The following is a 24,115-nucleotide window of genomic DNA, read 5'->3' as shown; positions in this document are numbered from 1 at the left end:
TTTCCTGAAGCGGAACGGGAATGGATGACGGTGAATGAGGCGGCGCCGGCCGGGGGCCTGTGCCTGCGGAGGTTGGCTTGAACGGCATATTGGACATTCTCAGGCGGCTGCGGGACAGTCTTGCGGCTCTCGGCACCCGGCGCCTCGTTGCGCTTGGGCTAACGGGGCTAACGGTTTTCCTGCTGGTGGGCGTCAGCGGCTATCTCCTCAGCCGGCCGCAGCAGGAAGTGCTCTACTCCGGTCTCGATCCACAGGACGTAACCCGCATGGGCGCGGCCCTTCAGGACGCGGGCATTCCCTTTGACGTCAACACGATTGGCGATGCCGTCCTCGTCGCCTACGGACATGCAGCAAAGGCGCGCATGTTGCTTGCGGAAAAGGGCCTGCCGCGGAGCGACAGTTCAGGTTACGAACTGTTCGACAAGCTGGGTTCGCTCGGCCTCACCACATTCATGCAGCAGGTCACCAAGGTTCGGGCGCTGGAGGGCGAGCTGGCGAAGACTATTCGTCTGATCGACGGCATCAAGGCCACACGCGTGCACCTCGCCCTACGCAATGAAGGAAGTTTCCGAAGCAGCAACGATCAGGCCACAGCATCCGTCATCATCAGGGCGGAAGGCGATACCGGAGAACGGGCAGCGGCGGCCATCCGCCACCTCGTCGCGGCGGCAATTCCCGGCCTGTCTCCGAACGATGTCACCATCATGGGCGCCGACGGACGGCTTCTCGCATCCTCCGACGATTCCGTCTCCGCCGCCCCTGAGAAGCTTATCGGCCTGGAGCGCAGCATCTCCGGCGACATCGAATCGAGGATCGCGCGCACCCTACTGCCCTACGTCGGCGCGGAGAACTTCCGCGTGAGCGTGAATGCAAAGCTCAACGCCGACCGGCGGCAGACCAGCGAGACGACGTTCGATCCCAATTCCCGCGTCGAACGCTCGGTGCGCACCATCAAGGAAAGCGGCGAGGCGCAAAACGCCCAGGGAGCCGCGGGCGTGACGGTGGAGCAGAACATCCCCGTCGAGCAGGCCACGAACCCAACCGGCGACAAGTCGAGCGAGAAGAAAGACCGCAAGGAGGAGCTCACCAATTACGAGATCAACTCGCGGTCCGTCTCGACCACATCGGACGGATACGGGATCGACCGGCTCTCGGTTGCTGTCGTCCTGAATCGCGCGATTCTCGTCAAGGATCTCGGCGCCTCGCCGACGCCGGAGGCTGTCACCGCGAGGATCGCCGAGCTTCAGAATCTCGTCATCTCTGCCGCGGGCATCGTCGAATCCAGGGGCGACACGATTACCGTCACCGCCACCGACTTCCTGCCTGAAGAGGCCGCCGTGCAGGAACCGCCAGAAGGCGTGCTGTCATGGCTCGCGAACCACTCCGGCAGTCTCATCAATGCCGGGGTCCTCGTGCTGATCACCCTTCTCGTCCTTCTACTCGGACTGAGGCCCGCGCTGCGCACCATCGTGGCGGAGCGCCCGGCGCTTGCCGGGATGGACGCCGCTGCCGCACTTCCCGGCATGGCAGACCCCGCGGGAATGCCCCTAGCCGACATGTCAGCCGGAAGTGCAGCGCTCGACAGTTTCGCCCTGCCGCAGCTCGGCGGGTCCGACTCGGATCCGCTGCTTGACAGCCTGGCGCGCGAAGTGGCGAGCAGCCCGAAGGACAGGCTCGCCAAGATCGTCGAGCTCGATCCGGAGCGCGCCGTCGAAGTCCTGAAGCAGTGGCTGAACGAGCCCGGGGGACGCACGGCATGATCCCTCTGGAACGGTGGCTCCGGAACCCGGGCGGCGCCGCGGCTCCCGTGATAGCGGAAGAGGAGACCTCCGGCATCGGCGCGGAGGACGCGATGGTTGCCGGCCCCGCCTGGATCGAACCGTCGGACGGCGGCAGCGCCCGGCGCTTGCAGGAACTGGAGGAGGCGCTCGCCGAAGCTGGCGATAAGCTGACAGCGCAACAGGGCGAGGCTGCACGGCGGGAAGAGGAACTCACGGCCCGCCTCGGCGCGGAGCTTGCGGCAGGGATTGGACGCGAACTCGCGGCCGGCCTGCGGTCATTGCAGGAAGACATCGAAAGTGCTGTAGCCGACATCCTGCGGCCGTTCCTCGGCCGGCAAGCGGCCTTGCGGGCAAGCGCCGAGCTTGCCGGTATCGTCGGCAAGTCGCTCAGCGCCTCGCACGAACCGCTGCTCGACGTTAGGGCGCCCATCGATCTGCATGAGGTGCTGCATGCCGAGCTGCGCAGCCGCGGCCTGCCGGTGCAGGTGACCGAGGCGGCGGCGGTGGAGCTTGTCTTTGCCCGGAGGCGGGAGCGCTTCGAACTTCTCGCTGCGCACTGGATCGGCATCGTAACGGAGCATGAGGCATGAGCGGCGGGGGAGACGCGGACAAGCCGGAAATCGTCATCGTGCGCCGCCGTGCCGTGGATGATGGCGCCGCAACGAAGGCGGGCGCCTGGAAGATTGCCTATGCCGACTTCGTGACGGCGATGATGGCCTTCTTCCTCGTGATGTGGCTGATCAACGCCTCCAACGAAGAGACGCGCGCCCAGGTGGCCAGCTATTTCAATCCGATCAAGCTGACTGACACCTCGACGGGTTCGCGCAGCCTGAGGGACACGAAGGACACGCGCAATCCGCAAAACCGGAAGTCGGGCGAGACAGCCGAGGGCTCGCCACCTGCGAAAAAGGAGACGCAGGAAGAAGCCGAGATGATGGCCAATCCGCCCAAATCGCTTGACCGCGTGGCGAAGACGGTGTCGAGCTCGGATTTTCGCAATGCCGGGCTTGAAAGCGATGTCGAGATCGCGCCGTCACTCAAGCCCGACACGAGTAACCCCGGCGTGGGCGACCCTTTCGATCCGCGGAGCTGGGAGAAGGCGGGGGCAGCCGGCATCACGAAGGATGATCCTGCATCACAAGGTGCTGCATCGGATCAGCAACCCGGAAAACCCGCACAGTCCGTAAAGCAGACAACCGAAGAGGCTGAGAGGGACAATACGGTTTCCCGCGAGACTGCCGGGCTGCTGAAGGAGGTCGCAAGCCGCCTCGGACAGGCGCCGGAGCAGCTGTCAAAACAGGTCGAGGTTAAGTCGACCAATGGCGGCGTGCTGGTGAGCCTGACCGAGAGCGCCGATTTCGAAATGTTCAAGACTGGCTCCGCCGAACCGGAACCCCAGATGTTGAAACTGGTGGAGGCCCTCGCCAGCGCCCTCCAGTCACGCCGCGGAAACATTATCGTCCGCGGCCACACGGACTCGCGTCCCTATCGCAACAAGTACTACGACAATTGGCAGCTCTCGACTGCGCGCGCCAACCAGGCGCGCTACATGCTGTTGCGTGGCGGCCTTGATGGGAAGCGCATCCGCCGCGTCGAAGGCGTTGCGGATCTCGAGCCGCGGAACGCGGCGGATCCCCAAGCGCCGGAAAACCGCCGGATCGAAATCTTCATCGGGCAAGAGACGCCGTGATGCGCAATGCCTTCGCCTGCCTCGTCTGCATTGCGGCGTGGCTGGCAAGTGGCCCCGTCAGGGCTGGCGAAGAGGCGGGCGGAACCGCCGCCGCCGCTCAGCCGCAAACGCGATCCCAGGCCGAAGCCGACATCGAGCGCCTGCTGTTGCTCCAGGACGCAGCCGCGCAGGGCAGCATTGCCGCCGTCGATGAGCAGAAGCGCCTGCTGCGCAGCGTCGACAAGGCCCTCGGAGCCGCGTCCGGCCATGCCGCTTCGCCACCGGCCACAACAGTCGCAGCCTATGTCCTCAGCGGGGGTGGCCCGCAGGTGGCAGAGCGCCTGGCAAAGGCACAGGACATCAGCGCGCGTGACCGCAGGCTGCTCAAGGCCGTTGCAGCATTCATGCGGGGAAATCGGCCTGCTGCGGCCGGCCTCATGGCGAAGCTCGATCCGCTGCAGCTGCCAGCCCGGATCGCTGGACGCATGGCCCTGGCCCAGGCGCTGCTGGCGCAGGAGGATGCAAGACAGGAACATTATGCCGTGGCGCTTTCGGCCATGCCGGGCACCGCCATCGAGGAATCAGCCCTACGCCGGTCGGCGCTGGCCTATGCGGATGCGCAAAACGAAGCAGCCTTCTGGCGGCGGCTCGAGCGTTATGCCCGTCGCTTTCCGGCATCGGTCTATCGCGAAAGCTTCTGGGCTGACGTAACGGCGAAAATCGTCACATGGACAGCGAAAGGCCCGGGACCAGACCTCAAGACCCTCGACCGCGTTCTCGTCATGCTGCCGGCAGGGGAACGGCGCCGGATCTATGTGGCTCTCGCCCGGCAGTCCGCCGCAATGGCAATTGCCCCGCTCACGGCCTTTGCTGCCGCACGGATCGAGCGCCTGTCGGAGGGCGGCAGCGCGGAGGATCAACTGGCCTCATTCTACCTGAACCTGTTCAAGATCGTGTCGCCCGAGGGCGATGAGGCATTGCGCAAACTGAGGTCGATCCGTCCCGATCTTCTCGGCCCCCAGGAACGGGCGCTGCTGCAGGCAGCTCTCGCGGTGGGAGGACAGATCGACCGGCCGGGCACACCGGCGGGTTCGAGCATCGCAGCAGACAAAACAGAGCCGGATGCACGGGAGCAACGTGGCTCCAGCCTGCTCGCAGCTACTTCCAAGCTGATCGGGGAACTGGACTGATGCCGCGCATCCTTTGCCATATCATAGACGCACGTCACCTTGCGACGCCCAATCATAAGCACGCTCCGGCACAACAGGGTGGCACGGCAGACTTCGCATCGCTTCTCGCGAAGCCGGTCCCGCTTCAGCCCGAAACCCAGAGTGAAGTGCATGACAGGGAGGCGGTGGATAGGGAAGACGATTCGTCACGCGATGGCGACCAGCCTCCTCCGCAGGAGCAATCGGCCAACCCGGCGCTTGCCCCGGCATGGAACCCTATGAACCTTTCCACCGCTCTGCCGCCTGTGATGATGTGCAGTGTTGCAGCGGGAAGTGTGACACAGGGAAATGGCCAATCCCCTGCCCCTTCGCCGACCTCAGAGCCGGAAGTCCGGCCCGACACGGACGCCGAGAAGCAAGAGACCCGTCAGGCGGCAAATCACCTCGCTCCGCAGACTGTAAAGGCGCATGGCACTTCAACGTTGAAACCGGACAATCGCCATGCTGACGAGGACTCGCGCCCTGCCGCCGCTGGCGATCACGACAAGCAATGCCTCCTGCCTGCCGTGGCACAAGACCAGCACGATGAACCGGCGGCAAAAGCGATTCCGGATGCACGGGCCGGTGAGCCGATTGCCGTGTCCGATACGGCTGCATCTCCGGTCACGCCCACATCCCAGAAGGCTGTCCCCCTGGCGCCAGCCGCCACACCAACGGTTCATGCGCCGAACGTGCCGGAGACGCCGGTGACCCCGGCGCCCGCCCGGCAAATACTCGCTCTGTTGGACGCTCCCGGCGCAGCGCTTCCCATGGTGGCGAACCCGCTTCTGAACCCCTCAGGCGCCACCGGCGAAATCCGCGTGCTGCGGATGAAGCTCCGGCCGGAAGCACTGGGGGACGTGGACATAACCCTGCGGCGGCGCGGCGCCGATATGCGCATCGACATCACCGTCACGACCCAGGCCGCCGCAGACGCATTGCAAACCGATCTCGGTCTTCTCAAGGAGCGTGTCGGCAGCCTGCTGCGGCCGGAGGGCGCCCAGTCCGTCGTGGTGGTGGTTCAGTCGGCCGACAATCTGCCCACCCTGCAGGGCGGTGCATCTGGCGATGCGGGCAGCGCCATGGGCGGGAGCTTTGCGGAAGGCGGCGGGGAGAGATCACCCTCACGCAAGCGAGAGACGCCATCTCCGGCAAGGGAAGGTGAGGGCCATGAAGAAACTCGTGTGCAGCCTGTTTCTGTTGATCTCATTGTGTAATGCCGGCGCTGCGGCGTCCGCGGGTGACGGAGATATCTGCGAGCGCCAGATGTCCGGAGCGGCGGTGGCGGAAGGGGTGCCGCTCGGCGTGCTCTATGCCGTCGCCATGACGGAGACCGGCCGCAAGGGCGCGCTTCACCCCTATGCCCTCAACATCGAGGGGCGCACAGTCCTCACCACGACGAAGCAAGACGCACTGGCCGAATTCGACCGTGCCAGGCGCTCGGGCAAGAAGCTTATCGATCTTGGCTGCATGCAGGTCAACCACCACTATCACGGGCAGGCTTTTGCCTCCGTCTCGGCGATGCTCGATCCCGCACTCAATGTCAGATACGCGGCCCGTTTTCTGAAAGACCTGCGGCAGAAGGAAGGAAGCTGGGCCATGGCCGTGGCCCGCTACCATGCGGGGCCCGACAACGATCCCGCCCAGAAGCGCTATATCTGCGCCGTGATCCGCAATCTCGTCGCCACCGGCTTCGGCGCATGGACGCCTGCCTCGCGCAAATTCTGCAGGTGATCGCGTGCATCAGTCCGGCGCAAGCCAAACGCCGCATGCTGCGGCAAGGGTTAGCAAGAGGTTCAGGCAATGAGTCTTTACGGTGTGATGCGCACCGGCGTGTCGGGCATGAATGCCCAGGCAAACCGTCTTTCGACAGTGGCGGACAATGTCGCCAACGTGAACACCACCGGCTACAAAAGCTCGAGCTGCGAGTTTTCCAGCCTGATCCTGTCGAACTGGGATTCCGCTTTTGAGTCGGGCGCAGTGCTGACGGACGTCCGCCACAACATCGATGCGCAGGGCGGCCTGGTAGGCACCTCGTCGGTGAGCGACCTCGCCATTAGGGGCGGCGGCTTTTTCATGGTGGCGAACCCGGCAGGTACGCCATATCTCACCCGGGCTGGCGCCTTTGTGCCCGATGACAGCGGAACCCTGGTCAACGCCGCGGGCTTCGCCTTGCTTGGCTACAAGCTTAACCCCGGCCAGCCGGCTGTGACGCTGAATGGATTCAATAACCTCACGCCCGTCAGCTTCGGCGGACCATCGCTCTCGGCTACGCCATCATCGCAGGGCGCCATTCGCGCCAACCTGCCATCAACCGCAGGCATCATCGCGGTGAGCAACCTGCCGTCATTCAACAATGCATCCTCGACCTACACGGCCAAATCCTCGCTGATCGTCTATGATAATCTGGGCGCCGAGGTGAATCTGGACATCTATTTCGCGAAGACTGGCGCCGGAAACTGGGAAATGTCGGTCTATGACTCGCGTGACGCGGCTTCCAACGGCGGCTTTCCCTATTCAACGGGTCCATTGACGACACAGACCCTGGCGTTTGGCGCCGACGGCAGGCTCGATCCTTCGCAGCCGAGCTCTTTCACCTTCACGATACCGGGCGGAGCCGACTTCACGCTCGGCGTGGGCGGAACGACGCAATTCGCGACCGGCTATACCGTTCTTTCCGCCTCGGTGAACGGTACGCCGGCAGGCGCGCCCAAGAACGTCGAAATCTCGCGGGACGGGTTCGTCTATGCCATCTATGATGGCGGTACACGCATTCCGGTGTTCAGGATTCCTCTCGCCCATGTGACGAGCCCCAATCTGCTCACGCCCCTCGCGGGGAATGTTTTCCAAGCCTCGTCCGAGACCGGGGGCATTTCGGTCGGTTTCGCGCAATCCGCCGGGCTTGGCGACATAATGTCCAAGACGCTCGAGCAGTCCACCGTGGACCTGGCCAGCGAGCTCACCACCATGATCGATGCCCAGCGCGCATACACCGCGAACTCAAAAGTGTTCCAGACCGGTTCGGAGCTCATGGACGTGCTGGTCAATCTGAAGCGCTAGACGGTGTGACGGCGGCATGAGGCCCCTGCAATGGCAACTCTTTCTTCGGCACTGAACTACGCGCTGGCGGGTCTCTCCGTCAGCGCGGCGCGGTCCGCTGTCGTGTCCCGCAACGTCAGTTCGGCGGGTGACGAAAACTATTCCCGCCGCACGGCCGAGATCGTCACCTTGCCGAACTCCGGCCCCGTCTTGGCCCAGATCGCGCGCAGTAGCGACCGCACGCTGCTCGACAAGCTGCTGGCATCCACCAGTGGCGCGGCGGGCCAGCAGATCACGCTCGAAGCTTTGCAGCGGATGAGCGCCATCTCCGGTGACCCACAAGACGACCAGTCCATCGCAGCGGCTCTCGGAAAGCTGCAGACGGCGTTGCGCAGCTATGAGCAGAACCCCGCCAGCTCCAGCCTTGCGCGCGCCGCGCTGGAGGCCGCTCGCGGCGTGGCCCAGAAGCTCAACACTGCTTCGGACGAGATCTCCTCGATCCGTTCCGAGGCGGATAGAAGCATGGCGGATTCTGCCGAACGCGTCACCAATCTTCTGTCCCAGTTCAAAGTGGTGAACGACAGCATCGTTCGCGGCCAGGGAACGGCCAGCGACCTGACGGATTCTCTGGACCAGCGCGACTCGATTCTCAAACTGCTCTCGGAGGAAATCGGCATCCGCATCACCGTGCGGCCCAACAACGATGTTTCGATCTACGCCGAAGGCGGCGCAGTGCTGTTCGAGGGAAGCCCGCGCGGCGTGAGCTTTGCGGCCTCCGGCTACCTGGCTGCCGGCAGCGTAGGCAATGCACTGATGATCGATGGCGTGCCTGTGACCGGCGCCGGCGCAACGATGCCCACTTCCGGCGGCAAGTTGCCGGCCTACGCGGCATTGCGGGACGGATTTGCGCCGCAACTGTCGCTGCAGCTGGATCAGATTGCGGCGGGACTCGTCAATGCATTCTCCGAGGCGGATCCGCAGCTGCCTGCAAGCCTGCCGACAGTGGAGGGCTTGTTCCAGGGCACGGGTACGCTCCCTTCGCTCAGCGACCCGAATGCCGGGCTGGCGGGCAGGATCCGGATCAATGCTCTGGCCGATCCGGACCAGGGCGGAACCCCGCTGCTGATCCGGGACGGCGGTTTCGGCGGACCCGGCTACCTGCGCAACGCCGCAGGCAAGGCCGGTTTCCAGACCCGCATCGCGGAGCTCGCAGACGGGCTGAACAGGAAACAATCATTCGGCAACTGGGGTGGCCTGGGTGGCGACGCCTCGCTGGCGGAGTACGGTGCCAGATCATCCTCTTGGGTAGAAGCGAAGCGGCAGGATGCGCAGGCCTCAGGCGACGCTGCGGCAGCGGCCAAATCCCGCGCCGCTCAGTCGCTTGCCCGGATCAATGGCGTCAACATCGACCAGGAAATGGCGACCCTGCTGGACCTCGAGAAAAGCTACCAGGCGTCTTCCAAGGTGCTTACTGCCGTCAATTCGATGCTCGATACGTTGCTTGAGGCCGTAAACTGATGGGGACAGTGGACTCCATTCCCACCCGGCTGCTGCTGCAGCCCTCGCGTTTCGCCATGGCGGAGAGTCAGAGACGGCTGGCGCAGGCGCAGACCGAGGCGGCCTCCGCCCGCCACGAGGACGTCGGCCTTGCACTTGGCGCGCGTACGGGCGCGGCCATCAGCCTGCGGGTTCAGCTGGCCGGACTCGACCAGTCAGCCACCAGCCTCGGCCTTGCCAGCGCGCGGAGCGAAACCGTGCAGGACTCCCTTTCCTCTCTCGGCACGCTGGCGGAGCGGTTTCGCTCCACGCTCACCGGGGCACGCAATTCCGAAAACGGGCGGGCACTGAGCGCCGCCCTGGCCCGCACCTCCCTAGACGCCATGCGGGATACGCTCTCAGTCACCCACGACGGACAATACCTGTTCTCAGGGCTGGCCAGCGACACGCCTCCGCTCGCCGCCTATGACGCGGGGCCGCGCCTGGCCATCGCCAGCGCTTTCCAGACGCAGTTCGGTTTCGCGCCGGACGATCCGGCGGCGGCCTCTCTGACCGCCACCGACATCGGCGGCTTTCTTGATGGCGCCTTCGCGGCGCTCTTCACCACACCCGGCTGGACGTCCACGTGGTCGGCGGCAACGGACGAGACGCCCAAGCTGCGGCTTCCCTCCGGCAGCGCTGTCGACGTGTCCAGCAGCGCCAACGCTCCCTTCGCGCAACTTATGGCCCAGGCCTTCTCGGCGATGGAGGTGCTGGGCCGCGGCAAACTCAACGCGACGGCCTTCACGGCCGCCGCCGATCGCGCGCTCGCCCTGATTTCCCAGGCTCAGGCAAAGATCGGCGACGAACAGGCACGGGTCGGCATTGGCCAGTCCGGAGTCAAGGCGGCGCGAGCGGAGATCGACGGAAGGAGGCCGCGGCTCACGGCTGCGGTCACTGCTCTTGAGGGTGTCGACCCTTATGAGGCAGCCACACGCGTCAACGTGCTGATGAATCAACTCGAAAGCTCTTATGCGCTGACCAGCCGGATCAGCCGTATGAGTCTTCTTTCCTATCTTTGATGCGGAGCCCGGATCACCATGGGGAACAGATGAGCATGTATGAATCGACCTACATGGCGATGCTCGAAGACACCACCGAACAGATACGCGACAACGAGCGGCGGGCCTTCGACACCGCCATCGCTCTGCTGAAGCGCGCCCAGCAAGCTGGCCGCGGCACGCGCGACTCGGTCGAGGCGCTGCTCTTCGTCAACCGCCTCTGGACGATCCTGCTCGAGGATCTCGCGGATGACGGCAATGGCCTGCCTGAAGCCCTGCGCGCCAGCCTGATCTCGATTGGCATCTGGATGCTGCGGCGTTCCGAGGACATCCGCCAGGGCCATGTCGATGATTTCTCCGCCCTGATCGAAGTATCGGAAACCATTAGGAACGGACTGGGAAGGAACGGGCATGTTCATTCATCTCAAGCGTGGTGAAAAACTCTACGTTAACGGCGCGGTACTGCGGGTGGACCGCAGAACCTCGCTCGAGTTTCTCAACGACGTGACTTTTCTGCTCGAGAACCATGTCATGCAGGCCGACGAAGCGACAACTCCGGTAAGGCAGCTCTATTTCGTGGTTCAATCCATGCTCATGGATCCGGCCAACGCCGGCATGACGGCGGAACTCTACAAACATCTTTCCTTCCGCACCCGCCAAGCGATCAATGATGAGAGCGTACGCCAGCAGATCGACCTCGCCGACCAGAAGGTGGCTGAAGGCCGGTATTTCGACGCATTGAAGCAACTGCGGCTGTCTTTTGCCGCCGACCGGAAATCCGAAGCCAGCGAGGAGGCTGCCTGATGACCACCGTGAACCCCACCGCTAACTCCCCGGCCTCCATTTCGAAGAACCCGGCCGAACCGCTCAAGACCAACATGGACTATGACAGCTTCCTCCGGCTGTTCATGGCGCAGATGAAGAACCAGGATCCGACGAAGCCCAATGATCCGGCAGAAACGCTATCGCAGCTCGCATCCTTCTCGACAGTCGAGCAGTCGATCAAGCTGAACGGGAAGCTGGACTCGCTGTTGTCCTCGTCCAATGCCACACTGGCCTCGGTGCTGATAGGCCGCAAGCTGAGCAGCCTTGACGGGTCGGTGTCCGGCGTGGCGACGAGCGTGACTATTGGCCAGGACGGTCCTCTCGCAACGCTGAAGGACGGACGGACTCTGGCCCTGGGCGGTGGCTATAGCGTGAGCGCGGCATGAACGAAGCCGATGCGCTGAAGCTGGTGCAAGATGCGATCTGGGCTGTAATCGTCGGGGCCGGTCCTGCAGTGGGCGCCGCCACCCTCGTCGGAATTGTCATCGCGCTGATTCAGGCGCTTACCCAGATCCAGGAAGCCACGCTCACTTTCGTCCCTAAGATTCTTGCGGTGTTTGCGGCCTTGCTGCTGCTCGCCCCGGTCGCGGCAGGCCAGCTGATGAGCTTTACCGAGCAGGTTTACGTCCACATCGAAACTGGCTTCTGAAGATGCATGTCTCCCGGCATGACTGACGCATCGCGAATCGCGCCGGCTGGCCCAGCACTGCGGTCCGGCAACCGTGACATCGGCTTTGCAGCCGGCATCGTGGCGATCCTTATCGTCCTGTTCCTGCCGGTGCCGCCGTTTCTGCTCGACCTGGGACTTGCCCTCTCGATCTCGCTGTCGGTCGTCATTCTCATGGTTGCGCTGTGGATCGGGCGGCCACTGGACTTCTCGGCCTTTCCGACCGTTCTGCTGATTGCCACAATGCTGCGGCTGTCGCTGAACGTGGCGACCACGCGGTTGATTCTGTCGCATGGGCATGAAGGGCCCACGGCCGCCGGCCACATGGTTGGCGGCTTCTCCCGCCTCGTGATGAGCGGGGACTTCGTCATCGGCGTCATCGTCTTCGTCATCCTCATCACCATCAATTTCATGGTGATCACCAAGGGCGCATCGCGCATCGCGGAGGTAGGGGCCCGCTTCACGCTCGATGCCATTCCCGGCAAGCAGATGGCGATCGATGCCGATCTTTCGGCAGGGCTTATCGACGAGAAGGAGGCGCGCCGGCGACGCTCCGAACTCGAGCAGGAGAGCGCCTTCTTCGGGTCGATGGACGGCGCCTCGAAGTTCGTGCGCGGCGACGCCATCGCAGGGCTCATCATCACCGGCGTCAACGTCTTCGGCGGCATCATCATCGGCGTGGCGCGCCATGGCATGAGCTTCTCGGAATCGGCGGACGTGTACACGCAGCTCTCGGTGGGCGACGGCCTCGTCACCCAGATTCCCGCGCTCATCGTGTCGCTGGCAGCTGGTCTGCTCGTGTCGAAGGGCGGGAACCGGGGCGAGGCGCAGGAGGCGATCTTCACCCAGCTGGGCGCCTATCCGCGCGCTCTTCTGGTGGCCGCCATGCTGCTCGGCATTCTGTCGCTGGTTCCGGGTCTTCCCTTCCTGCCCTTTGCGCTTCTGGCAGGCGTTATTGCGGGCGGCGCTTACACCATCGTAAGGCAGGGTGCGCGCGAGCGCCAAGCCGCAGACGACAAGCAGCGCCGGGAGGAGGCGGCCCGGCAGGAGGAAGAGAAGAGCTCCGTTAAGGAACTCCTGCGGACGCCCGAGATCGAACTGCGGCTCGGCCGCCAAATCTCAAGCGCGATGCTGGTGTCGCACGGCGAGCTTGCCCACCGGGTGGCCAAGATGCGCCGCCGTTTCGCGCAGGACTATGGCTTTGTCATTCCGGATATCAGGTTAGGGGACGACCTGCTCATTCCGCCTCGGAGCTATGCCATCCGCATCCACGGTACAACGGCTGCGAGCTTCGAGCTTCGCCTGGGTGAGCTCCTGGTCATTCCTGGCGGCAGGCCCAAGCCTGACCTCCCTGGGGACGACGTGCGTGAGCCCGCGTTCGGCATGGAAGCTTGCTGGTATCCGGACGTCTTCGCCGCCGAACTGCGCGCCAATGGCCACGTTCCCGTGGATCCCATGTCGGTGATGCTCACACATCTGTCGGAAGTGATCCGCAGCAATCTCGCGAACCTGATGTCCTACAAGGACCTGCGCGCTCTGACGGACCGGCTGGAACCGGAATACAAGCGGCTCCTCGACGAGACCTGTCCTTCGCTTCTCTCCTTTTCGGGTTTCCAAGCCATTCTGAAGCTGCTGCTGGCCGAACGCGTATCGGTGCGCAACCTGCACCTCATTCTCGAAGCCATCGCCGAGATCGCGCCGCATGTGCGAAAACCCGAGGCCATCGTGGAGCATGTGCGCCACCGCTTGGCCCAGCAGATCTGCGGCGACCTGGCGCAAGACGGACTGCTGAAGATCGTGCGCCTCGGAAGCCGTTGGGACATCTCGTTCATCCAGAGTCTAAAGCGCGACGGGAAGGGTGATGTTTTCGAGTTCGACCTCGACCCGAGGTTGATCGAGCAGTTTGCAGGCGAGCTTTCGACCGCGGTCAAGTCGCTTGTGGACCGGGGCGAACAGTTCGCTCTCGTCACTGCGCCCGAAGCCCGGCCCTATGTCCGCATGATCGTCGACCGGCTGTTTCCCGCCATCGCGGTGCTGTCGCATATCGAAATCGCGCGTGGCGTGAAACTGGACGTGATCGCATCGTTGTCATGACCGAGCCGTTCCAGACCCAGTTGCTTGGCCTGGTCCTGCTGTTCTGCCGGATCGGCGGCTGCCTGCTCCTCGCGCCGGGGCTTTCGAGCCCGCGCGTGCCGGTGCATGTGCGGCTGTTCGTGGCGCTGGGCATCACCGCCGCGGTTTCACCCATGATCCTGCCGGGGCTTGTGCGCGAAATGGGCACGGCTTCTCCCGATCGCCAGATATGGCTGATCATGCAAGAGACGGTCATCGGGGTGCTGCTCGGCCTTCTGGCGCGCTGCTTCTTCATGGCGCTGCAATTCGCCGCAACAGCAATTTCCAACTTCATCGGGCTATCCGGAATTCCCGGCATTCCGCTCGAGGAGGCTGACACCGGTTCACCCCTTGCGACTCTCGTCTCCACAGCTGCCGTGACCCTGATCTTTGCAATGGGTCTCCACATCGAATTGCTGCGGGCAGTGATCGACTCCTATGCCGTCATGCCCCTGGGCGCCCCGCCCGGCGCCGATGCCCTGCTGTCGAATCTGCTGCAAACGCTCAACGAGACCTGGCTTCTTGCGCTCAGGCTGTCGGGTCCATTCCTGCTCTATGGCGTGATCGTCAACTTCGCGCTCGGCATGGGCAACCGCTTCGCCCAGCAGATTTCCATGTATCACGCAACCACCGGTGCGGTGATGCTGGGTGGGTTCCTCCTGTTTTACCTGGTATGGGTCGACTGGGCGATGATCTTCGCCGGTGCCTACCGGACCTGGCTGGTGGAGGGCGGATTCTGAAGGGCGATTCCAAACGCCTGCTGCGTCTCGCACTGGCCCAAGCCGATCTCTCGCGGCTACTCGAAGCCAAGATCGCCGCGGAGCAGCAACGCCAACGAGACCTTCGGCAAACGCGTGTGGACACGCTGTCGGCGCTGGAACGCGCGAGCACCGCTGGCCTCGTCTTCTATGCCGCCGCCCTTCGGCGCCTGTCCAACCTCGATGCGTCGATCGCGGCGAGCGAGCGGGAGGCACGCGCGCTGACGGCCAGACTTCTCATGACGCGGGGCCGGGAAGATGTTCTGCTGCGCAGGGCCGGGGAAGCCGCAACCCTGCAGCGGCTGCATGCCGCAATGGAAGAAGGCCGTGAGGCCGCTCTGGCCATGGCGGAAAAAGCCCCGGGCAAGCCAGGCGTGGTGAAGTGATATCATATGGAGAAACCCCATGGCCGTTACCCTTCCGTCAGACCTCGTTGCCGACGTGATGCGCGCTGCAGATCCCGCACGCCGGACCGCAGCCGTTGCCCGGCTCACGTCAATGAGCGGCGCCGCGGCAAAGTTCGAAACCCTCGTCGATACGGGGACGCCGAGTGCAGCTCCCGTTCATAACGCTGGGGTCACTCCAGCGCAGTCCGCATCGCCAGGCACACCGGCACGTGCGGATGACAAGACGTCGGCCCATCAGGGCTTCGAGCGCATGGTGCTGCGCAGTCTTTTCGAGACGCTTCTGCCGGAGGAGGACTCTGGAGCTTTCGGCGGAGGTCCATCCGCCGGCATCTGGCGCTCGATGGCAGCGGACCAGCTGGCCGGGGTTTACGCGGCGAAAGGGGGTGTGGGAATTGCCGGACTGCTGGCCTCCTCCGGGTCCGGGCCCGCACCGCAACGCGATACGCAGTGGCCCTATTTCTCAATGAACGCACTCCATGTGATCGGCAAGCAGGGATGATGACCTTATGACGGCACCGTCGGTTAACATCACGGCTGTAGCGCCGGCCCTCATGAAACTCATCGAGGCGGTGGATGAAGAGAACGCTGCCCTTCGCGACCAGAAGATCTTCACGCACGCCGGCTTCACGGACAGAAAAAATCAGGCGCTTCGGGAGCTGATGGCCGCTCAGCGAAAGGAGATCTCCGCAGCGGCCGGGTCAGCCCTGGCGCCCATGCTGCGCAGGCTTTCGCATGAACTTCAGGAAAACAGCCGCCTGCTGAAGCTGCACATCGCGGCCGTTGGCGAGATCAGCGACATCATTGTCAACGGCCTCAGGGATGCCGAATCCGATGGAACCTATTGCCGGAGCGGTGCGCGCGGCTGGTGACCGGTCATGCTGAAACTTGTGGCAATCGGGGTTTGGGTGATCCTGGTGACGGCCGGGGCGACATTCGCATCGGTCTATCTCGGTCAGCCGGCTGCTGAGTCCAGTTCTGCTGAAGACCAGGGAGTGGAGCAACTGATGTCGGAGCTGATCAGCGTTCCGGTGATTCGCGGCGGCGACGTGGTGGGCTACGTCATCCTTCAGCTCTCCTTCGTTGCCGATCGCGCGTTGCTGGCCCAGGAGAAGCTGGACCCCATACCCTACATCAAGGACTCTTCTTTCCGTGTGATCTTCACGAGCTTCGACGTCGACTTCCGGCGGCTGAAGCCGGAAGACCTGGACAAACTCACCGACACCATTGCCCGGGAGGCGAACAAGCGGCTCGGCATGGAGCTGGTGCGGCAAGTGCTGCTGCAGCAACTGAACTATGTGAAGAAGGAGGACATACGCACCAACTGGACAAATGGTAATGGCAATACCAATTGATCCGGCGGTCACGCCTGGCGAGATGCTGGCAGAGCTTGGCGCCGCACGCACGCGGGCTGCGGCAGCCGACAGCCGGGAGCAGGACCTGATGCGGCTCGCAGCCGATCCACTCCTTCTTCAGCGCCATTTACAGCGTGAGGAGCCTCCGCCGGCCTCTCGCCCAGTGGTCCTGGGCATGCCACTGCTGACGGTCGGCGGCAGGGGCGCTGCATCGTCCTCAACGCGGCACTCCTTTGCGGTTGAAGTCAAAGAACCTCTTCACGCTTGCTCTCTCGAAGCAGAGGTGTTCACGCCATCCGCCGATGACCTCGCGGGCGCGATGGTGTTCCCCCACAGCGAGCCACCGCGCCACGTCGCGTCTTCCGGCCTCTGGCCGGTGGTGGCCTGTGCGGCAGGCGGATTGTTCGTGCTGCTCTTCCTGCTGACGTGAGGTCTGGCATGGTACTTGCTCGTCAGTTCCGAAACGGGATCGGACCATGGAAGAGCGGGCATTCGAGACAATCAGGCTTCTACCGCGCCGGGAGCTGGAGACCTTTGCCGTCAGGGCTGCAATGCGCATGCGTGACGCCCATAAAGAGGCTGAGTCTGGCCGGTTTTTTTCGGCGATGCTAATGGGGTTCCTGCTTGGCGCCCTGGTCGCGTCGGCGGCCTTCTTGCTAGGCGCCAGCCTGGGCTGAGGCGGTGCCAGGCGGAATGACGTGGCCGACGAAGGGCAGTTCCCGGAACTGATGCGCCATGTCCATCCCATAGCCCACCACGAATTTGTCAGGGCATTCGAAGCCCTCGAAATCCGCTGCGATGTGGGCTGCGAGATGACCGGGCTTGTTCAGCAGCACGGCGGTGTAGGTGCGCTTGGCGCCTCGCGCGGCGAGCAGGTCCTTGGCGAAGGCCAACGTGCGTCCCGATTCGAGAATATCGTCGATCAGCAACACGTCACGGTCACGCACATCTGTCTCGATATCGCGCAGCACGGTCACCTGACCGGAAGACTGCATCGATTTCCGGTAGCTGGACAAGATCATGAAATCGACTTCGGGCGAAAGCCCCGCATGATGCATGGCGCGGATCAGGTCCGCGGCGAAGACGAAGCTTCCCTTGAGAATGGGAACAACGAGTAGGTTGGCCGGATTGCGGGCCGCAATGTCGGCCGCAATGGCCGTTACCCGCGCTGCGATTTCCGCTTGGCTAAACAGGATGCCGATGCGGTGACCGTCAATCGTGAGTTCGCTCATGGCCCGTTATCCGAGCCGACTTCGTCAGCCCGGGCAAACCGTATTTCGAGGTTCCGCGCCGCGTCGGGAGGAGAGGCAAGGCGCGTGACGAAGCTGGTGCTCTCGCCCGGCCTGAGCGGGCGCACTTCGGTGTCGAGCGTCCAGTGATAGACCTCTGCGTTGTCCTTTGAGCGTAGACCGAAACGCAGCCAGGGGATCTTGCGTTCCGTGGAGGAGACATTGGTGAGTTCGCCCTTGATGGCGATGACCTTCCGGCCATCGACGATCAGGTGCTGCAGGTCGACCTTGCGGATTTCGAGGCCATAGATATTCACCTCCCGCCCCATCCAGCCATAGAGACCGATGCTGCCCGGAACCGCCGCCACGACCTGTTCCGGAAAGGCCAGTACACCGATGGCCGGTGCAAGCGTGAGAACCGCGAGCCCCGCCCATGCAGCAAGCTGCACACGGCGCGCCCGGCGCCGCAGGCGGAACTCCTTCTGGGCACCTCGCGCGGCCTCGATCAGCGGATGTATGGCGCCGGTTTTCGGAACCGGCTCCGGGGCTGTCGCGTCCTGCATGAGGAGTTCCGTCGCGGCGGAGGGGGGTTCCACCCATGTATGTCCACAGCTCGCGCAATCGACCAGCGTTCCGCCTCCGTCAAGTCCTGGAGGCGGAATGTCATGGCGCGACGAGCAGATGGGGCATCGGGCAATCATGTTAGGTGCCATCCCGGAGAATCTTGCGCAGTACGGTTACAGTTATTCTCCGCCGTGGTTAATGCCTCGTTAAAGCTCGGATGGTTTAAGTAGACTTAGGGGGAAAAGAAGGGACGGCTCCGTGTTGCGGCTGGAAAATGTAGGTTTGCGATATGGCGATGGACCGGAAGTCCTCCGCGACGTGAGTTTTGCCGTGCGCACGGGGGATTTCTACTTCCTCACCGGTCCGTCGGGGGCAGGCAAATCGTCGTTGCTGAAGCTGCTGTTCCTGGCGCTGCGGCCGACGCGTGGCACACTGAAGATCTTCGGCGAGGACGTGACCGGTCTCAGCCACAATAAGCTGCCCCCAATCCGCCGCCGCATTGGCGTTGTGTTCCAGGAATTTCGCTTGCTCGATCATCTGTCGACATATGATAATGTGGCTCTGCCTCTCCGCGTGACTGGCAAGCCGGAAGCCTCCTACCGGCGCGACGTGATGGATCTTCTCGATTGGGTGGGGCTGGCGCAGAAATCTGCCGACCTGCCGCCCGTCCTGTCCGGCGGCGAGAAGCAGCGGGCGGCCATCGCCCGTGCCGTCATCGCCAAACCGCAGCTGCTGCTCGCCGACGAACCGACGGGCAACGTCGACCCGGTGCTGGCAAAGCGCCTGTTGCACCTGTTCCTCGAGCTCAACCGCCTTGGCACCACCATGCTGATCGCCACCCACGACAAGGGGCTGGTGCGCCAGGCCGAGCGACCGGTGCTGCATCTCGAACAGGGCATGCTGAACCTGCAATGAAGCCGGGCGCCATCATACCGGCCACCGCGGCCTCCCTCACTTCGCTCACGGTGACCATGGCCGTGATGTGCTATCTCGCGTGCCTCGCCATTGGCGCACTGATCCTGGTCGACCGCGCCGTGACAAGCTGGACCAGCGCATTGTCACGCGAGATGACCGTGCAAGTGCGGGTCGTCCGTGATGCCGACATCGCGCAGGAGGTCGAGAAGGCGCGCCGCATCACCGCCGCGTTCCCCGGCATCGTGGAGGCGGACGTGCTGGACGAGAGTGCCGGCGCCAAGCTGCTTGAGCCCTGGCTCGGCACGCGCTCACTTGCAGGGCTGCCCGTCCCGCGGCTGATCCGGGTTGTCTCAGACGTCAACAACCCTCCCGATATTGCAGCGTTGGAACAGGCGCTTTCGCAGGTAAAAGGCGCAAGGCTCGACACTCACCAGAAATGGGAAGCGGAGTTGACGCGCATGGCACGCGCCTTGTCCGCCGTGTCCTATGCGATCCTGCTGTTAATCTCGGTATCGGCCATCGCCATCGTGATCTTCGCCACCCGCGCCGTGCTTCAGGCCAATCGCCATATCGTCGACCTGCTGCATCTCGTCGGCGCCCGTGACAGCTACATCGCGCGCCAGATCGACGGGCGCTTCCTGCGCACCGGGCTGCTCTCAGGCTTCATCGGCGTCGGGCTTGGTCTGTTCACCTTCCTGCTGCTCGGGCTGTTCGGCGGCGGCAGCGAAACCGGCGTCGCGGCGGCCAGCCGCGGGCTCTTGTTCGCCACGCCCAGCATCGCTATCTGGAGCTATGGGATGCTGTTTGCCGTGCCGGTCGCGGCCACATTCATATGCCTCATCACCGCGCGCATCACGCTGATGCGCCGGCTCGGTGTTGTCACGTGATCTATCTCCGTTCCGCGCTGTTCAACATCGTCTTTTACGTCAACCTCGCGTTGTTTCTGGTGCTCGGCGCGGTCTTCTATTTCACGCCGCGCAAATGGTCGATCCGCGCGCTCCAGGTGTGGGCGCGGTCGTCGCTGTTCTGGCTCCGGACGATTGCCGGCATCCGAATGGAGGTGCGCGGTGAGGAGAACATTCCGCAAGGCGCCTGTCTCGTGGCCGGCAAGCACCAGTCCTTTTGGGAAACCTACGCCATTCTGCCGCTGTTGGACGACCCTGCGATGGTGCTGAAGAGGGAACTGACATACATCCCGTTCTTCGGCTGGTTCATCTATAAGTTCCGGATGATTCCTGTGGAGCGCTCTGCCGGGACACGGGCCTTGCGCACCATGATCGGCGCCGCGGAGAAAGCCATCGCCATGGGACGCCAGGTGGTGATTATGCCGGAGGGAACACGCCGGGCGCCGGATGATCCGCCGGACTACAAGCCTGGCGCTGCCGCACTCTATGGCAAGCTTGACGTGCCCTGTGTGCCATTTGCCCTGAACTCTGGCCTGTTCTGGCCGCGCCGTCAGTTCCTGCGCTGGCCCGGCACCGTGGTGATCTCATTCCTCCCGCCCATTCCGCCCGGACTGGACCGGAAAGCGTTTCAGTCGCGACTAGAAACGATGATTGAAACGGAGACGGCTCGGCTTGTGGCGGAGGGCCGACTGGGCATCTAGAGCATGATCCGCAAAAGTGGAACCGCTTTTGCGATAAGATCATGCTCAAACTATTGATCTGGCGCATGTTCTTTTCGATCAGTTGATTCCACCTGATCGGAACATGCGCTAGGTACAAAAAGAGAACAAATACTCGACTCCGCCGCTCCGCCGCATTACACTCCGCAGTAACCGGAGGTTCTGCAATGGATATCCCAGCCCGACCGTCCCTCGCCCCCATTGCACGTGAAATTTGGGCGATGAAGTACCGTTACAGCCCTGGTGATGGCATGGAAGCCGAAACCGGCATCGAGGACAGTTGGCGGCGCGTGGCACATGCGGTGTCTGCCGCCGAGGGCCCCGATGGGAGGCTCGTGTGGGCCGACAGCTTCTACCGCATCCTGGAAGATTATCGCTTCCTCCCCGCCGGGCGGATTCTCGCCGGCGCCGGCACCAATCGCCAGGTGACGCTATTCAACTGCTTCGTCATGGGCCGCATCCCGGATTCGCTCGACGGTATCTTCACCCAACTCAAGGAAGCGGCCCTCACCATGCAGCAGGGCGGCGGCATCGGGCATGATTTTTCCACTCTGCGGCCGCGCGGTGCGCCGGTGCGCGGCGTCGGGGCGGATGCCTCGGGCCCCATCAGCTTCATGGAGGTGTGGGACGCCATGTGCAAGACGATCATGTCCGCCGGCACAAGGCGCGGCGCCATGATGGGCACCATGCGCTGCGACCACCCCGACATCGAGGATTTTATTGTCGCCAAGCAGCAGTCCGGGCGGTTGCGCAACTTCAATCTCTCGGTGCTGGTGACCGACGCCTTCATGGCGGCAGTGAAGGCGAAAGCGGAGTGGCCGCTGGTGTTCGAGGGCCGCACCTTCCGCACCGTTCCGGCTGTGCGGCTGTGGGAGCAGATCGTCCGTGCGACATATGGGTTTGCAGAACCTGGCGTAATCTTCATCGACCGCATCAATGCCGAGAACAATCTCTCCTATTGCGAGACAATCGGCGCCACGAATCCCTGCGGCGAGCAGCCGTTGCCGCCCTATGGCGCCTGCCTGCTGGGCTCGCTGAACCTCACACGCTTCGTGCTCAGCCCTTTCGCCCCGGATGCCCGCATCGACGAGTCCGCGTTGCGGCAAACCGCAGCGACGGCGGTGCGCTTCCTGGACAATGTCATCGACATCTCGAATTATCCCTTGCCGCAGCAACGCGCGGAGGCATTGGCGAAGCGCCGCATCGGGCTCGGCATCACCGGCCTTGCCGATGCACTTGTCATGTGCGGCTTGAACTATGGCACGTGGGAAGCGGCGGAGGCAGCACGTCAATGGATGGCGGTCATTGAACAGGCAGCCTATGGGTCAAGCATTGCTCTGGCGGAGGAACGCGGACCATTCCCGCTCTTCGACGCCAGCCGGTTTGGCGCAACCGGCCATGCAGCAGGGCTGAGCGGGGAATTGCGCAGCCGCATTGCCCGCCATGGCCTGCGTAATGGGCTTCTGACCTCGGTTGCCCCGGCGGGCACGATCTCGCTCATCACGGGCAACGTGTCGAGCGGCATCGAGCCGATCTTCAGCTTACGCTATGAACGCAAGGTGCTGCAGCCCGGCGGAAGCACGCGCAGCGAGGCAGTGACGGACTATGCAGCCTCACTTTACTGGCAGATGCGCGGCGCCGATGCCCCGTTGCCGCCAGCCTTCGTCACCGCCGACCAGCTGACGCCATCGGCCCATCTCCTGATGCAGGCGGCGGTGCAGAAGCATGTCGACAGCTCGATTTCCAAGACCATCAACATTCCTGAGGACTTTCCATTCGAAAGCTTCAAGGACGTCTATGAGGAAGCCTACGACCTTGGCCTCAAGGGCTGCACCACCTATCGCCCCAATGCAGTGACGGGCAGCGTCCTGTCCAGCGTCTCACCGAACCTTCTGACGGGTGCAGACGATCACCACCCGCGCCAGCGTGAGGAGGTACTGCCCGGGATGACCTACAAGCTTCGCTGGCCGGAAACCGGCCACGCGATCTACATCACCATCAATGACGTCGTGGAAGAGGGCGTGCGCCGGCCGTTCGAAATCTTCATCAACTCGAAGAACATGGAGCACTATGCCTGGACCGTGGCTTTGACCCGCATGATTTCCGCCGTGTTCCGGCGCGGCGGCGATGTGTCCTTCGTCGTCGACGAGCTGAAAGCGGTGTTCGACCCGCGCGGCGGTCAATGGATGGGGGGGCGCTATGTGCCGAGCCTGCTTGCCGCCATTGGCGGCATCATCGAGCGGCACATGATCGATACCGGTTTCCTCGATCCAAGCCGTGAGAGCCTGAATGTTTCCGGCTCGGCAGCACGCAGCCACCTTGCATGCCCGCAATGCGGCAATGCCACGCTGATGTCCCAGGAAGGTTGCGCCGCCTGCCTCTCTTGCGGCTATTCGAAATGCAGTTGAGGGCTTGACAGCCACGCCGTATGTTCTATTTTTGTTCTCATGATGCAAGGCTACCCCCTCTCCGCCACCCTCCCCGAGGATTCCGGCCTCGGCGAACGCTTCTGGTACTGGCGCGGCGCGTCAGGCCAAGCCTATATCCACTCGATTTACTTCCCCGGCCACTGCCCGCCGGTTGCCGGGGCGGTTTTTGTCCTCGTCCGCAACAGCGGCGGCGTGAGAACAGCCGTGTCGATCGGACGGTTCGGTGCTGATGGTCTTTGCCCCGCAGGAGCTGTGTCGCCCATGCCGGGCGATGAGATTCACGTGCATCTCCTCACCCGTGACGCCGATGCTGCCGAGGGCGTGCTGCGTGACCTTGCCGCAACGCTCGAGGAAGGGACGCCGCCGCCGCGGGCCGAGCCGAATCTGTGGCGAATGCCGACTCAGCGTGAGTCACTTGCGGCCTGAAGGCCCAGCCGGCCGGCGAGCTGCTCCAGCGCGGGGTCATGGATTTTGATCTCGCGCAGGTGAGCAATGGTGTTCATGACATAGTCGGTGCAGTGGCCCGATACGCCCTGACCGAGCCGCACATGGCGCTCCAGCGCATCGTTATCGAGCACGCCGGCATATTGCCGATGCGCGCGATCCACCACATAGGTGGTTGCTTCAACCCTCTGGCGGCTGCCGATCAGCGTTATGTTCTTGCGTCTTTCGAGGTAAACCGATGTCACCTGTTCGCGCGCGCGGAGATAGGCGATGGTGTTTTCCCAGCGTTCCGCCGCAACTTCAAAGGCCACGCCGTGGCAGGAGCCGCCGCGGTCGAGGCCAAGAACCAGCCCCGGCTGTTCCGGTGTACCGCGATGAACGTAGGAGTAGACGCACAGGCTGCGGTGATAACCGTGGACGCGCGCCGCCTCGCTCCTAAGGAAAGCGAAGCCCGGCCGCCACATCAGCGAGCCATAGCCAAAAATCCAGAACTGCTCCATTCTGCTGATCTGACTAACGCGAAAGCCGATCCGGAATCAAATGCCGAATGCCGCC

General features: G+C 63.6%; 28 protein-coding genes and 1 pseudogene. 25 read left to right on the top strand and 4 right to left on the bottom strand.

Annotation, left to right across the window (positions count from 1 at the left end; genetic code table 11):
• Window positions 1-77: 77 nt before the first annotated feature.
• The 20 genes from fliF to IOC82_RS10210 all read left to right on the top strand — a co-directional run bounded on the left by fliF (window position 78) and on the right by IOC82_RS10210 (window position 16,785).
• Complete coding sequence (gene fliF, locus IOC82_RS10305) at window positions 78-1,760, top strand: flagellar basal-body MS-ring/collar protein FliF (protein WP_290546097.1); 1,683 nt, start codon at window positions 78-80, stop codon at window positions 1,758-1,760.
• On the top strand, window positions 1,757-2,371 hold the full coding sequence (locus IOC82_RS10300; protein ID WP_290546096.1) for a hypothetical protein: 615 nt from the start codon (window positions 1,757-1,759) through the stop codon (window positions 2,369-2,371). Before fliF ends, IOC82_RS10300 begins: the two co-directional genes overlap by 4 nt.
• Window positions 2,368-3,471, top strand: coding sequence for a flagellar motor protein MotB (locus tag IOC82_RS10295; protein WP_290546095.1), 1,104 nt, complete (start codon window positions 2,368-2,370; stop codon window positions 3,469-3,471). Before IOC82_RS10300 ends, IOC82_RS10295 begins: the two co-directional genes overlap by 4 nt.
• On the top strand, window positions 3,471-4,640 hold the full coding sequence (locus IOC82_RS10290) for a hypothetical protein (protein ID WP_290546094.1): 1,170 nt from the start codon (window positions 3,471-3,473) through the stop codon (window positions 4,638-4,640). Before IOC82_RS10295 ends, IOC82_RS10290 begins: the two co-directional genes overlap by 1 nt.
• Window positions 4,640-5,875 (top strand): flagellar hook-length control protein FliK, encoded by a 1,236-nt coding sequence (locus IOC82_RS10285; RefSeq protein ID WP_290546093.1) that lies wholly within the window; start codon window positions 4,640-4,642, stop codon window positions 5,873-5,875. Before IOC82_RS10290 ends, IOC82_RS10285 begins: the two co-directional genes overlap by 1 nt.
• Window positions 5,829-6,392, top strand: a complete 564-nt coding sequence (locus IOC82_RS10280; RefSeq protein ID WP_290546092.1) for a transglycosylase SLT domain-containing protein — start codon at window positions 5,829-5,831, stop codon at window positions 6,390-6,392. Before IOC82_RS10285 ends, IOC82_RS10280 begins: the two co-directional genes overlap by 47 nt.
• 69 nt (window positions 6,393-6,461) lie before the next feature.
• Window positions 6,462-7,718: a flagellar hook protein FlgE gene (locus tag IOC82_RS10275; RefSeq protein WP_290546091.1), complete on the top strand. Its 1,257-nt coding sequence runs from the start codon at window positions 6,462-6,464 to the stop codon at window positions 7,716-7,718.
• Window positions 7,719-7,748: 30 nt separating this feature from the next.
• Entirely contained in the window at window positions 7,749-9,215 is a 1,467-nt protein-coding gene (gene flgK / locus IOC82_RS10270) for a flagellar hook-associated protein FlgK (RefSeq protein WP_290546090.1), read from the top strand.
• 8 nt (window positions 9,216-9,223) lie between these two features.
• Complete coding sequence (locus IOC82_RS10265; protein WP_290546089.1) at window positions 9,224-10,255, top strand: flagellar hook-associated family protein; 1,032 nt, start codon at window positions 9,224-9,226, stop codon at window positions 10,253-10,255.
• 29 nt (window positions 10,256-10,284) lie between these two features.
• Entirely contained in the window at window positions 10,285-10,671 is a 387-nt protein-coding gene (flaF, locus tag IOC82_RS10260) for a flagellar biosynthesis regulator FlaF (protein ID WP_290546088.1), read from the top strand.
• The gene (flbT, locus tag IOC82_RS10255; protein WP_290546087.1) at window positions 10,646-11,038 is read left to right on the top strand and encodes a flagellar biosynthesis repressor FlbT; all 393 of its coding nucleotides are present in this window, start codon (window positions 10,646-10,648) and stop codon (window positions 11,036-11,038) included. The genes flaF and flbT overlap by 26 nt, the downstream gene beginning before the upstream one ends.
• Window positions 11,038-11,445 (top strand): flagellar hook assembly protein FlgD, encoded by a 408-nt coding sequence (gene flgD, locus IOC82_RS10250; RefSeq protein WP_290546086.1) that lies wholly within the window; start codon window positions 11,038-11,040, stop codon window positions 11,443-11,445. Before flbT ends, flgD begins: the two co-directional genes overlap by 1 nt.
• The gene (locus tag IOC82_RS10245; RefSeq protein ID WP_290546085.1) at window positions 11,442-11,708 is read left to right on the top strand and encodes a flagellar biosynthetic protein FliQ; all 267 of its coding nucleotides are present in this window, start codon (window positions 11,442-11,444) and stop codon (window positions 11,706-11,708) included. Before flgD ends, IOC82_RS10245 begins: the two co-directional genes overlap by 4 nt.
• A gap of 18 nt (window positions 11,709-11,726) precedes the next feature.
• Window positions 11,727-13,820, top strand: a complete 2,094-nt coding sequence (gene flhA, locus IOC82_RS10240; protein WP_290546084.1) for a flagellar biosynthesis protein FlhA — start codon at window positions 11,727-11,729, stop codon at window positions 13,818-13,820.
• Window positions 13,817-14,578 (top strand): flagellar biosynthetic protein FliR, encoded by a 762-nt coding sequence (locus IOC82_RS10235; protein WP_290546083.1) that lies wholly within the window; start codon window positions 13,817-13,819, stop codon window positions 14,576-14,578. Before flhA ends, IOC82_RS10235 begins: the two co-directional genes overlap by 4 nt.
• 116 nt (window positions 14,579-14,694) lie before the next feature.
• Window positions 14,695-14,982, top strand: a complete 288-nt coding sequence (locus IOC82_RS10230) for a hypothetical protein (RefSeq protein ID WP_290546082.1) — start codon at window positions 14,695-14,697, stop codon at window positions 14,980-14,982.
• 19 nt (window positions 14,983-15,001) lie between these two features.
• Window positions 15,002-15,502: a rod-binding protein gene (locus IOC82_RS10225; RefSeq protein ID WP_290546081.1), complete on the top strand. Its 501-nt coding sequence runs from the start codon at window positions 15,002-15,004 to the stop codon at window positions 15,500-15,502.
• 52 nt (window positions 15,503-15,554) lie between these two features.
• Window positions 15,555-15,872 carry a hypothetical protein gene (locus IOC82_RS10220; protein ID WP_290546080.1) on the top strand — a complete coding sequence of 106 codons (318 nt, stop codon included), beginning with the start codon at window positions 15,555-15,557 and terminating at the stop codon, window positions 15,870-15,872.
• 6 nt (window positions 15,873-15,878) lie between these two features.
• Window positions 15,879-16,355: a hypothetical protein gene (locus IOC82_RS10215; protein ID WP_290546079.1), complete on the top strand. Its 477-nt coding sequence runs from the start codon at window positions 15,879-15,881 to the stop codon at window positions 16,353-16,355.
• A gap of 283 nt (window positions 16,356-16,638) precedes the next feature.
• Entirely contained in the window at window positions 16,639-16,785 is a 147-nt protein-coding gene (locus IOC82_RS10210; protein ID WP_290546078.1) for a hypothetical protein, read from the top strand.
• 226 nt (window positions 16,786-17,011) lie between these two features.
• Here IOC82_RS10210 and hpt read toward each other — a convergent pair whose 3' ends face one another.
• From hpt to IOC82_RS17165, 3 genes and pseudogenes are all read right to left on the bottom strand, one after another.
• Complete coding sequence (gene hpt / locus IOC82_RS10205; protein ID WP_290546077.1) at window positions 17,012-17,587, bottom strand: hypoxanthine phosphoribosyltransferase; 576 nt, start codon at window positions 17,585-17,587, stop codon at window positions 17,012-17,014.
• Window positions 17,584-18,180 (bottom strand): hypothetical protein, encoded by a 597-nt coding sequence (locus IOC82_RS10200; RefSeq protein ID WP_290546076.1) that lies wholly within the window; start codon window positions 18,178-18,180, stop codon window positions 17,584-17,586. The genes hpt and IOC82_RS10200 overlap by 4 nt, the downstream gene beginning before the upstream one ends.
• Before the next feature lie 9 nt (window positions 18,181-18,189).
• Window positions 18,190-18,285: pseudogene (locus IOC82_RS17165) on the bottom strand (hypothetical protein); the annotation flags it as partial.
• Window positions 18,286-18,406: 121 nt separating this feature from the next.
• Here IOC82_RS17165 and ftsE point away from each other — a divergent pair.
• The 5 genes from ftsE (at window position 18,407) to IOC82_RS10175 (ending at window position 23,542) form a co-directional block, all read left to right on the top strand.
• Window positions 18,407-19,063: a cell division ATP-binding protein FtsE gene (ftsE, locus tag IOC82_RS10195; RefSeq protein WP_290546075.1), complete on the top strand. Its 657-nt coding sequence runs from the start codon at window positions 18,407-18,409 to the stop codon at window positions 19,061-19,063.
• The gene (locus IOC82_RS10190) at window positions 19,060-19,950 is read left to right on the top strand and encodes a hypothetical protein (protein WP_290546074.1); all 891 of its coding nucleotides are present in this window, start codon (window positions 19,060-19,062) and stop codon (window positions 19,948-19,950) included. The genes ftsE and IOC82_RS10190 overlap by 4 nt, the downstream gene beginning before the upstream one ends.
• A gap of 59 nt (window positions 19,951-20,009) precedes the next feature.
• Entirely contained in the window at window positions 20,010-20,669 is a 660-nt protein-coding gene (locus IOC82_RS10185) for a lysophospholipid acyltransferase family protein (RefSeq protein WP_366935670.1), read from the top strand.
• A 185-nt stretch (window positions 20,670-20,854) separates the two neighbouring features.
• Window positions 20,855-23,095: an adenosylcobalamin-dependent ribonucleoside-diphosphate reductase gene (locus IOC82_RS10180; protein ID WP_366935667.1), complete on the top strand. Its 2,241-nt coding sequence runs from the start codon at window positions 20,855-20,857 to the stop codon at window positions 23,093-23,095.
• A 39-nt stretch (window positions 23,096-23,134) separates the two neighbouring features.
• Window positions 23,135-23,542: a hypothetical protein gene (locus IOC82_RS10175; RefSeq protein ID WP_290546071.1), complete on the top strand. Its 408-nt coding sequence runs from the start codon at window positions 23,135-23,137 to the stop codon at window positions 23,540-23,542.
• Here IOC82_RS10175 and IOC82_RS10170 read toward each other — a convergent pair.
• A complete protein-coding gene (locus tag IOC82_RS10170) occupies window positions 23,518-24,060 on the bottom strand; it encodes a gamma-glutamylcyclotransferase (protein WP_290546070.1) in 543 nt (180 codons plus the stop codon). The genes IOC82_RS10175 and IOC82_RS10170 overlap by 25 nt on opposite strands.
• Between the last annotated feature and the right edge of the window lie 55 nt (window positions 24,061-24,115).

This window comes from Aestuariivirga sp., from assembly GCF_020252395.1.
Lineage (GTDB): Bacteria > Pseudomonadota > Alphaproteobacteria > Rhizobiales > Aestuariivirgaceae > Aestuariivirga.
Note: the sequence above shows the minus strand (reverse complement) of the source record. Positions and strands in the feature narration are given on the sequence as shown.

What these genes read in the sequence shown, in the direction of transcription:
- IOC82_RS10300 (WP_290546096.1), top strand. Translation starts at nt 1,757, where the DNA reads ATGATCCCTCTGGAACGGTGGCTCCGGAACCCGGGCGGCGCCGCGGCT.
- IOC82_RS10295 (WP_290546095.1), top strand. Translation starts at nt 2,368, where the DNA reads ATGAGCGGCGGGGGAGACGCGGACAAGCCGGAAATCGTCATCGTGCGC.
- IOC82_RS10290 (WP_290546094.1), top strand. Translation starts at nt 3,471, where the DNA reads ATGCGCAATGCCTTCGCCTGCCTCGTCTGCATTGCGGCGTGGCTGGCA.
- IOC82_RS10285 (WP_290546093.1), top strand. Translation starts at nt 4,640, where the DNA reads ATGCCGCGCATCCTTTGCCATATCATAGACGCACGTCACCTTGCGACG.
- IOC82_RS10280 (WP_290546092.1), top strand. Translation starts at nt 5,829, where the DNA reads ATGAAGAAACTCGTGTGCAGCCTGTTTCTGTTGATCTCATTGTGTAAT.
- IOC82_RS10275 (WP_290546091.1), top strand. Translation starts at nt 6,462, where the DNA reads ATGAGTCTTTACGGTGTGATGCGCACCGGCGTGTCGGGCATGAATGCC.
- flgK (WP_290546090.1), top strand. Translation starts at nt 7,749, where the DNA reads ATGGCAACTCTTTCTTCGGCACTGAACTACGCGCTGGCGGGTCTCTCC.
- flaF (WP_290546088.1), top strand. Translation starts at nt 10,285, where the DNA reads ATGAGCATGTATGAATCGACCTACATGGCGATGCTCGAAGACACCACC.
- flbT (WP_290546087.1), top strand. Translation starts at nt 10,646, where the DNA reads ATGTTCATTCATCTCAAGCGTGGTGAAAAACTCTACGTTAACGGCGCG.
- flgD (WP_290546086.1), top strand. Translation starts at nt 11,038, where the DNA reads ATGACCACCGTGAACCCCACCGCTAACTCCCCGGCCTCCATTTCGAAG.
- IOC82_RS10245 (WP_290546085.1), top strand. Translation starts at nt 11,442, where the DNA reads ATGAACGAAGCCGATGCGCTGAAGCTGGTGCAAGATGCGATCTGGGCT.
- flhA (WP_290546084.1), top strand. Translation starts at nt 11,727, where the DNA reads ATGACTGACGCATCGCGAATCGCGCCGGCTGGCCCAGCACTGCGGTCC.
- IOC82_RS10235 (WP_290546083.1), top strand. Translation starts at nt 13,817, where the DNA reads ATGACCGAGCCGTTCCAGACCCAGTTGCTTGGCCTGGTCCTGCTGTTC.
- IOC82_RS10225 (WP_290546081.1), top strand. Translation starts at nt 15,002, where the DNA reads ATGGCCGTTACCCTTCCGTCAGACCTCGTTGCCGACGTGATGCGCGCT.
- IOC82_RS10220 (WP_290546080.1), top strand. Translation starts at nt 15,555, where the DNA reads ATGAAACTCATCGAGGCGGTGGATGAAGAGAACGCTGCCCTTCGCGAC.
- IOC82_RS10215 (WP_290546079.1), top strand. Translation starts at nt 15,879, where the DNA reads ATGCTGAAACTTGTGGCAATCGGGGTTTGGGTGATCCTGGTGACGGCC.
- hpt (WP_290546077.1), bottom strand. Translation starts at nt 17,587, where the DNA reads ATGAGCGAACTCACGATTGACGGTCACCGCATCGGCATCCTGTTTAGC.
- IOC82_RS10190 (WP_290546074.1), top strand. Translation starts at nt 19,060, where the DNA reads ATGAAGCCGGGCGCCATCATACCGGCCACCGCGGCCTCCCTCACTTCG.
- IOC82_RS10180 (WP_366935667.1), top strand. Translation starts at nt 20,855, where the DNA reads ATGGATATCCCAGCCCGACCGTCCCTCGCCCCCATTGCACGTGAAATT.
- IOC82_RS10175 (WP_290546071.1), top strand. Translation starts at nt 23,135, where the DNA reads ATGATGCAAGGCTACCCCCTCTCCGCCACCCTCCCCGAGGATTCCGGC.
- IOC82_RS10170 (WP_290546070.1), bottom strand. Translation starts at nt 24,060, where the DNA reads ATGGAGCAGTTCTGGATTTTTGGCTATGGCTCGCTGATGTGGCGGCCG.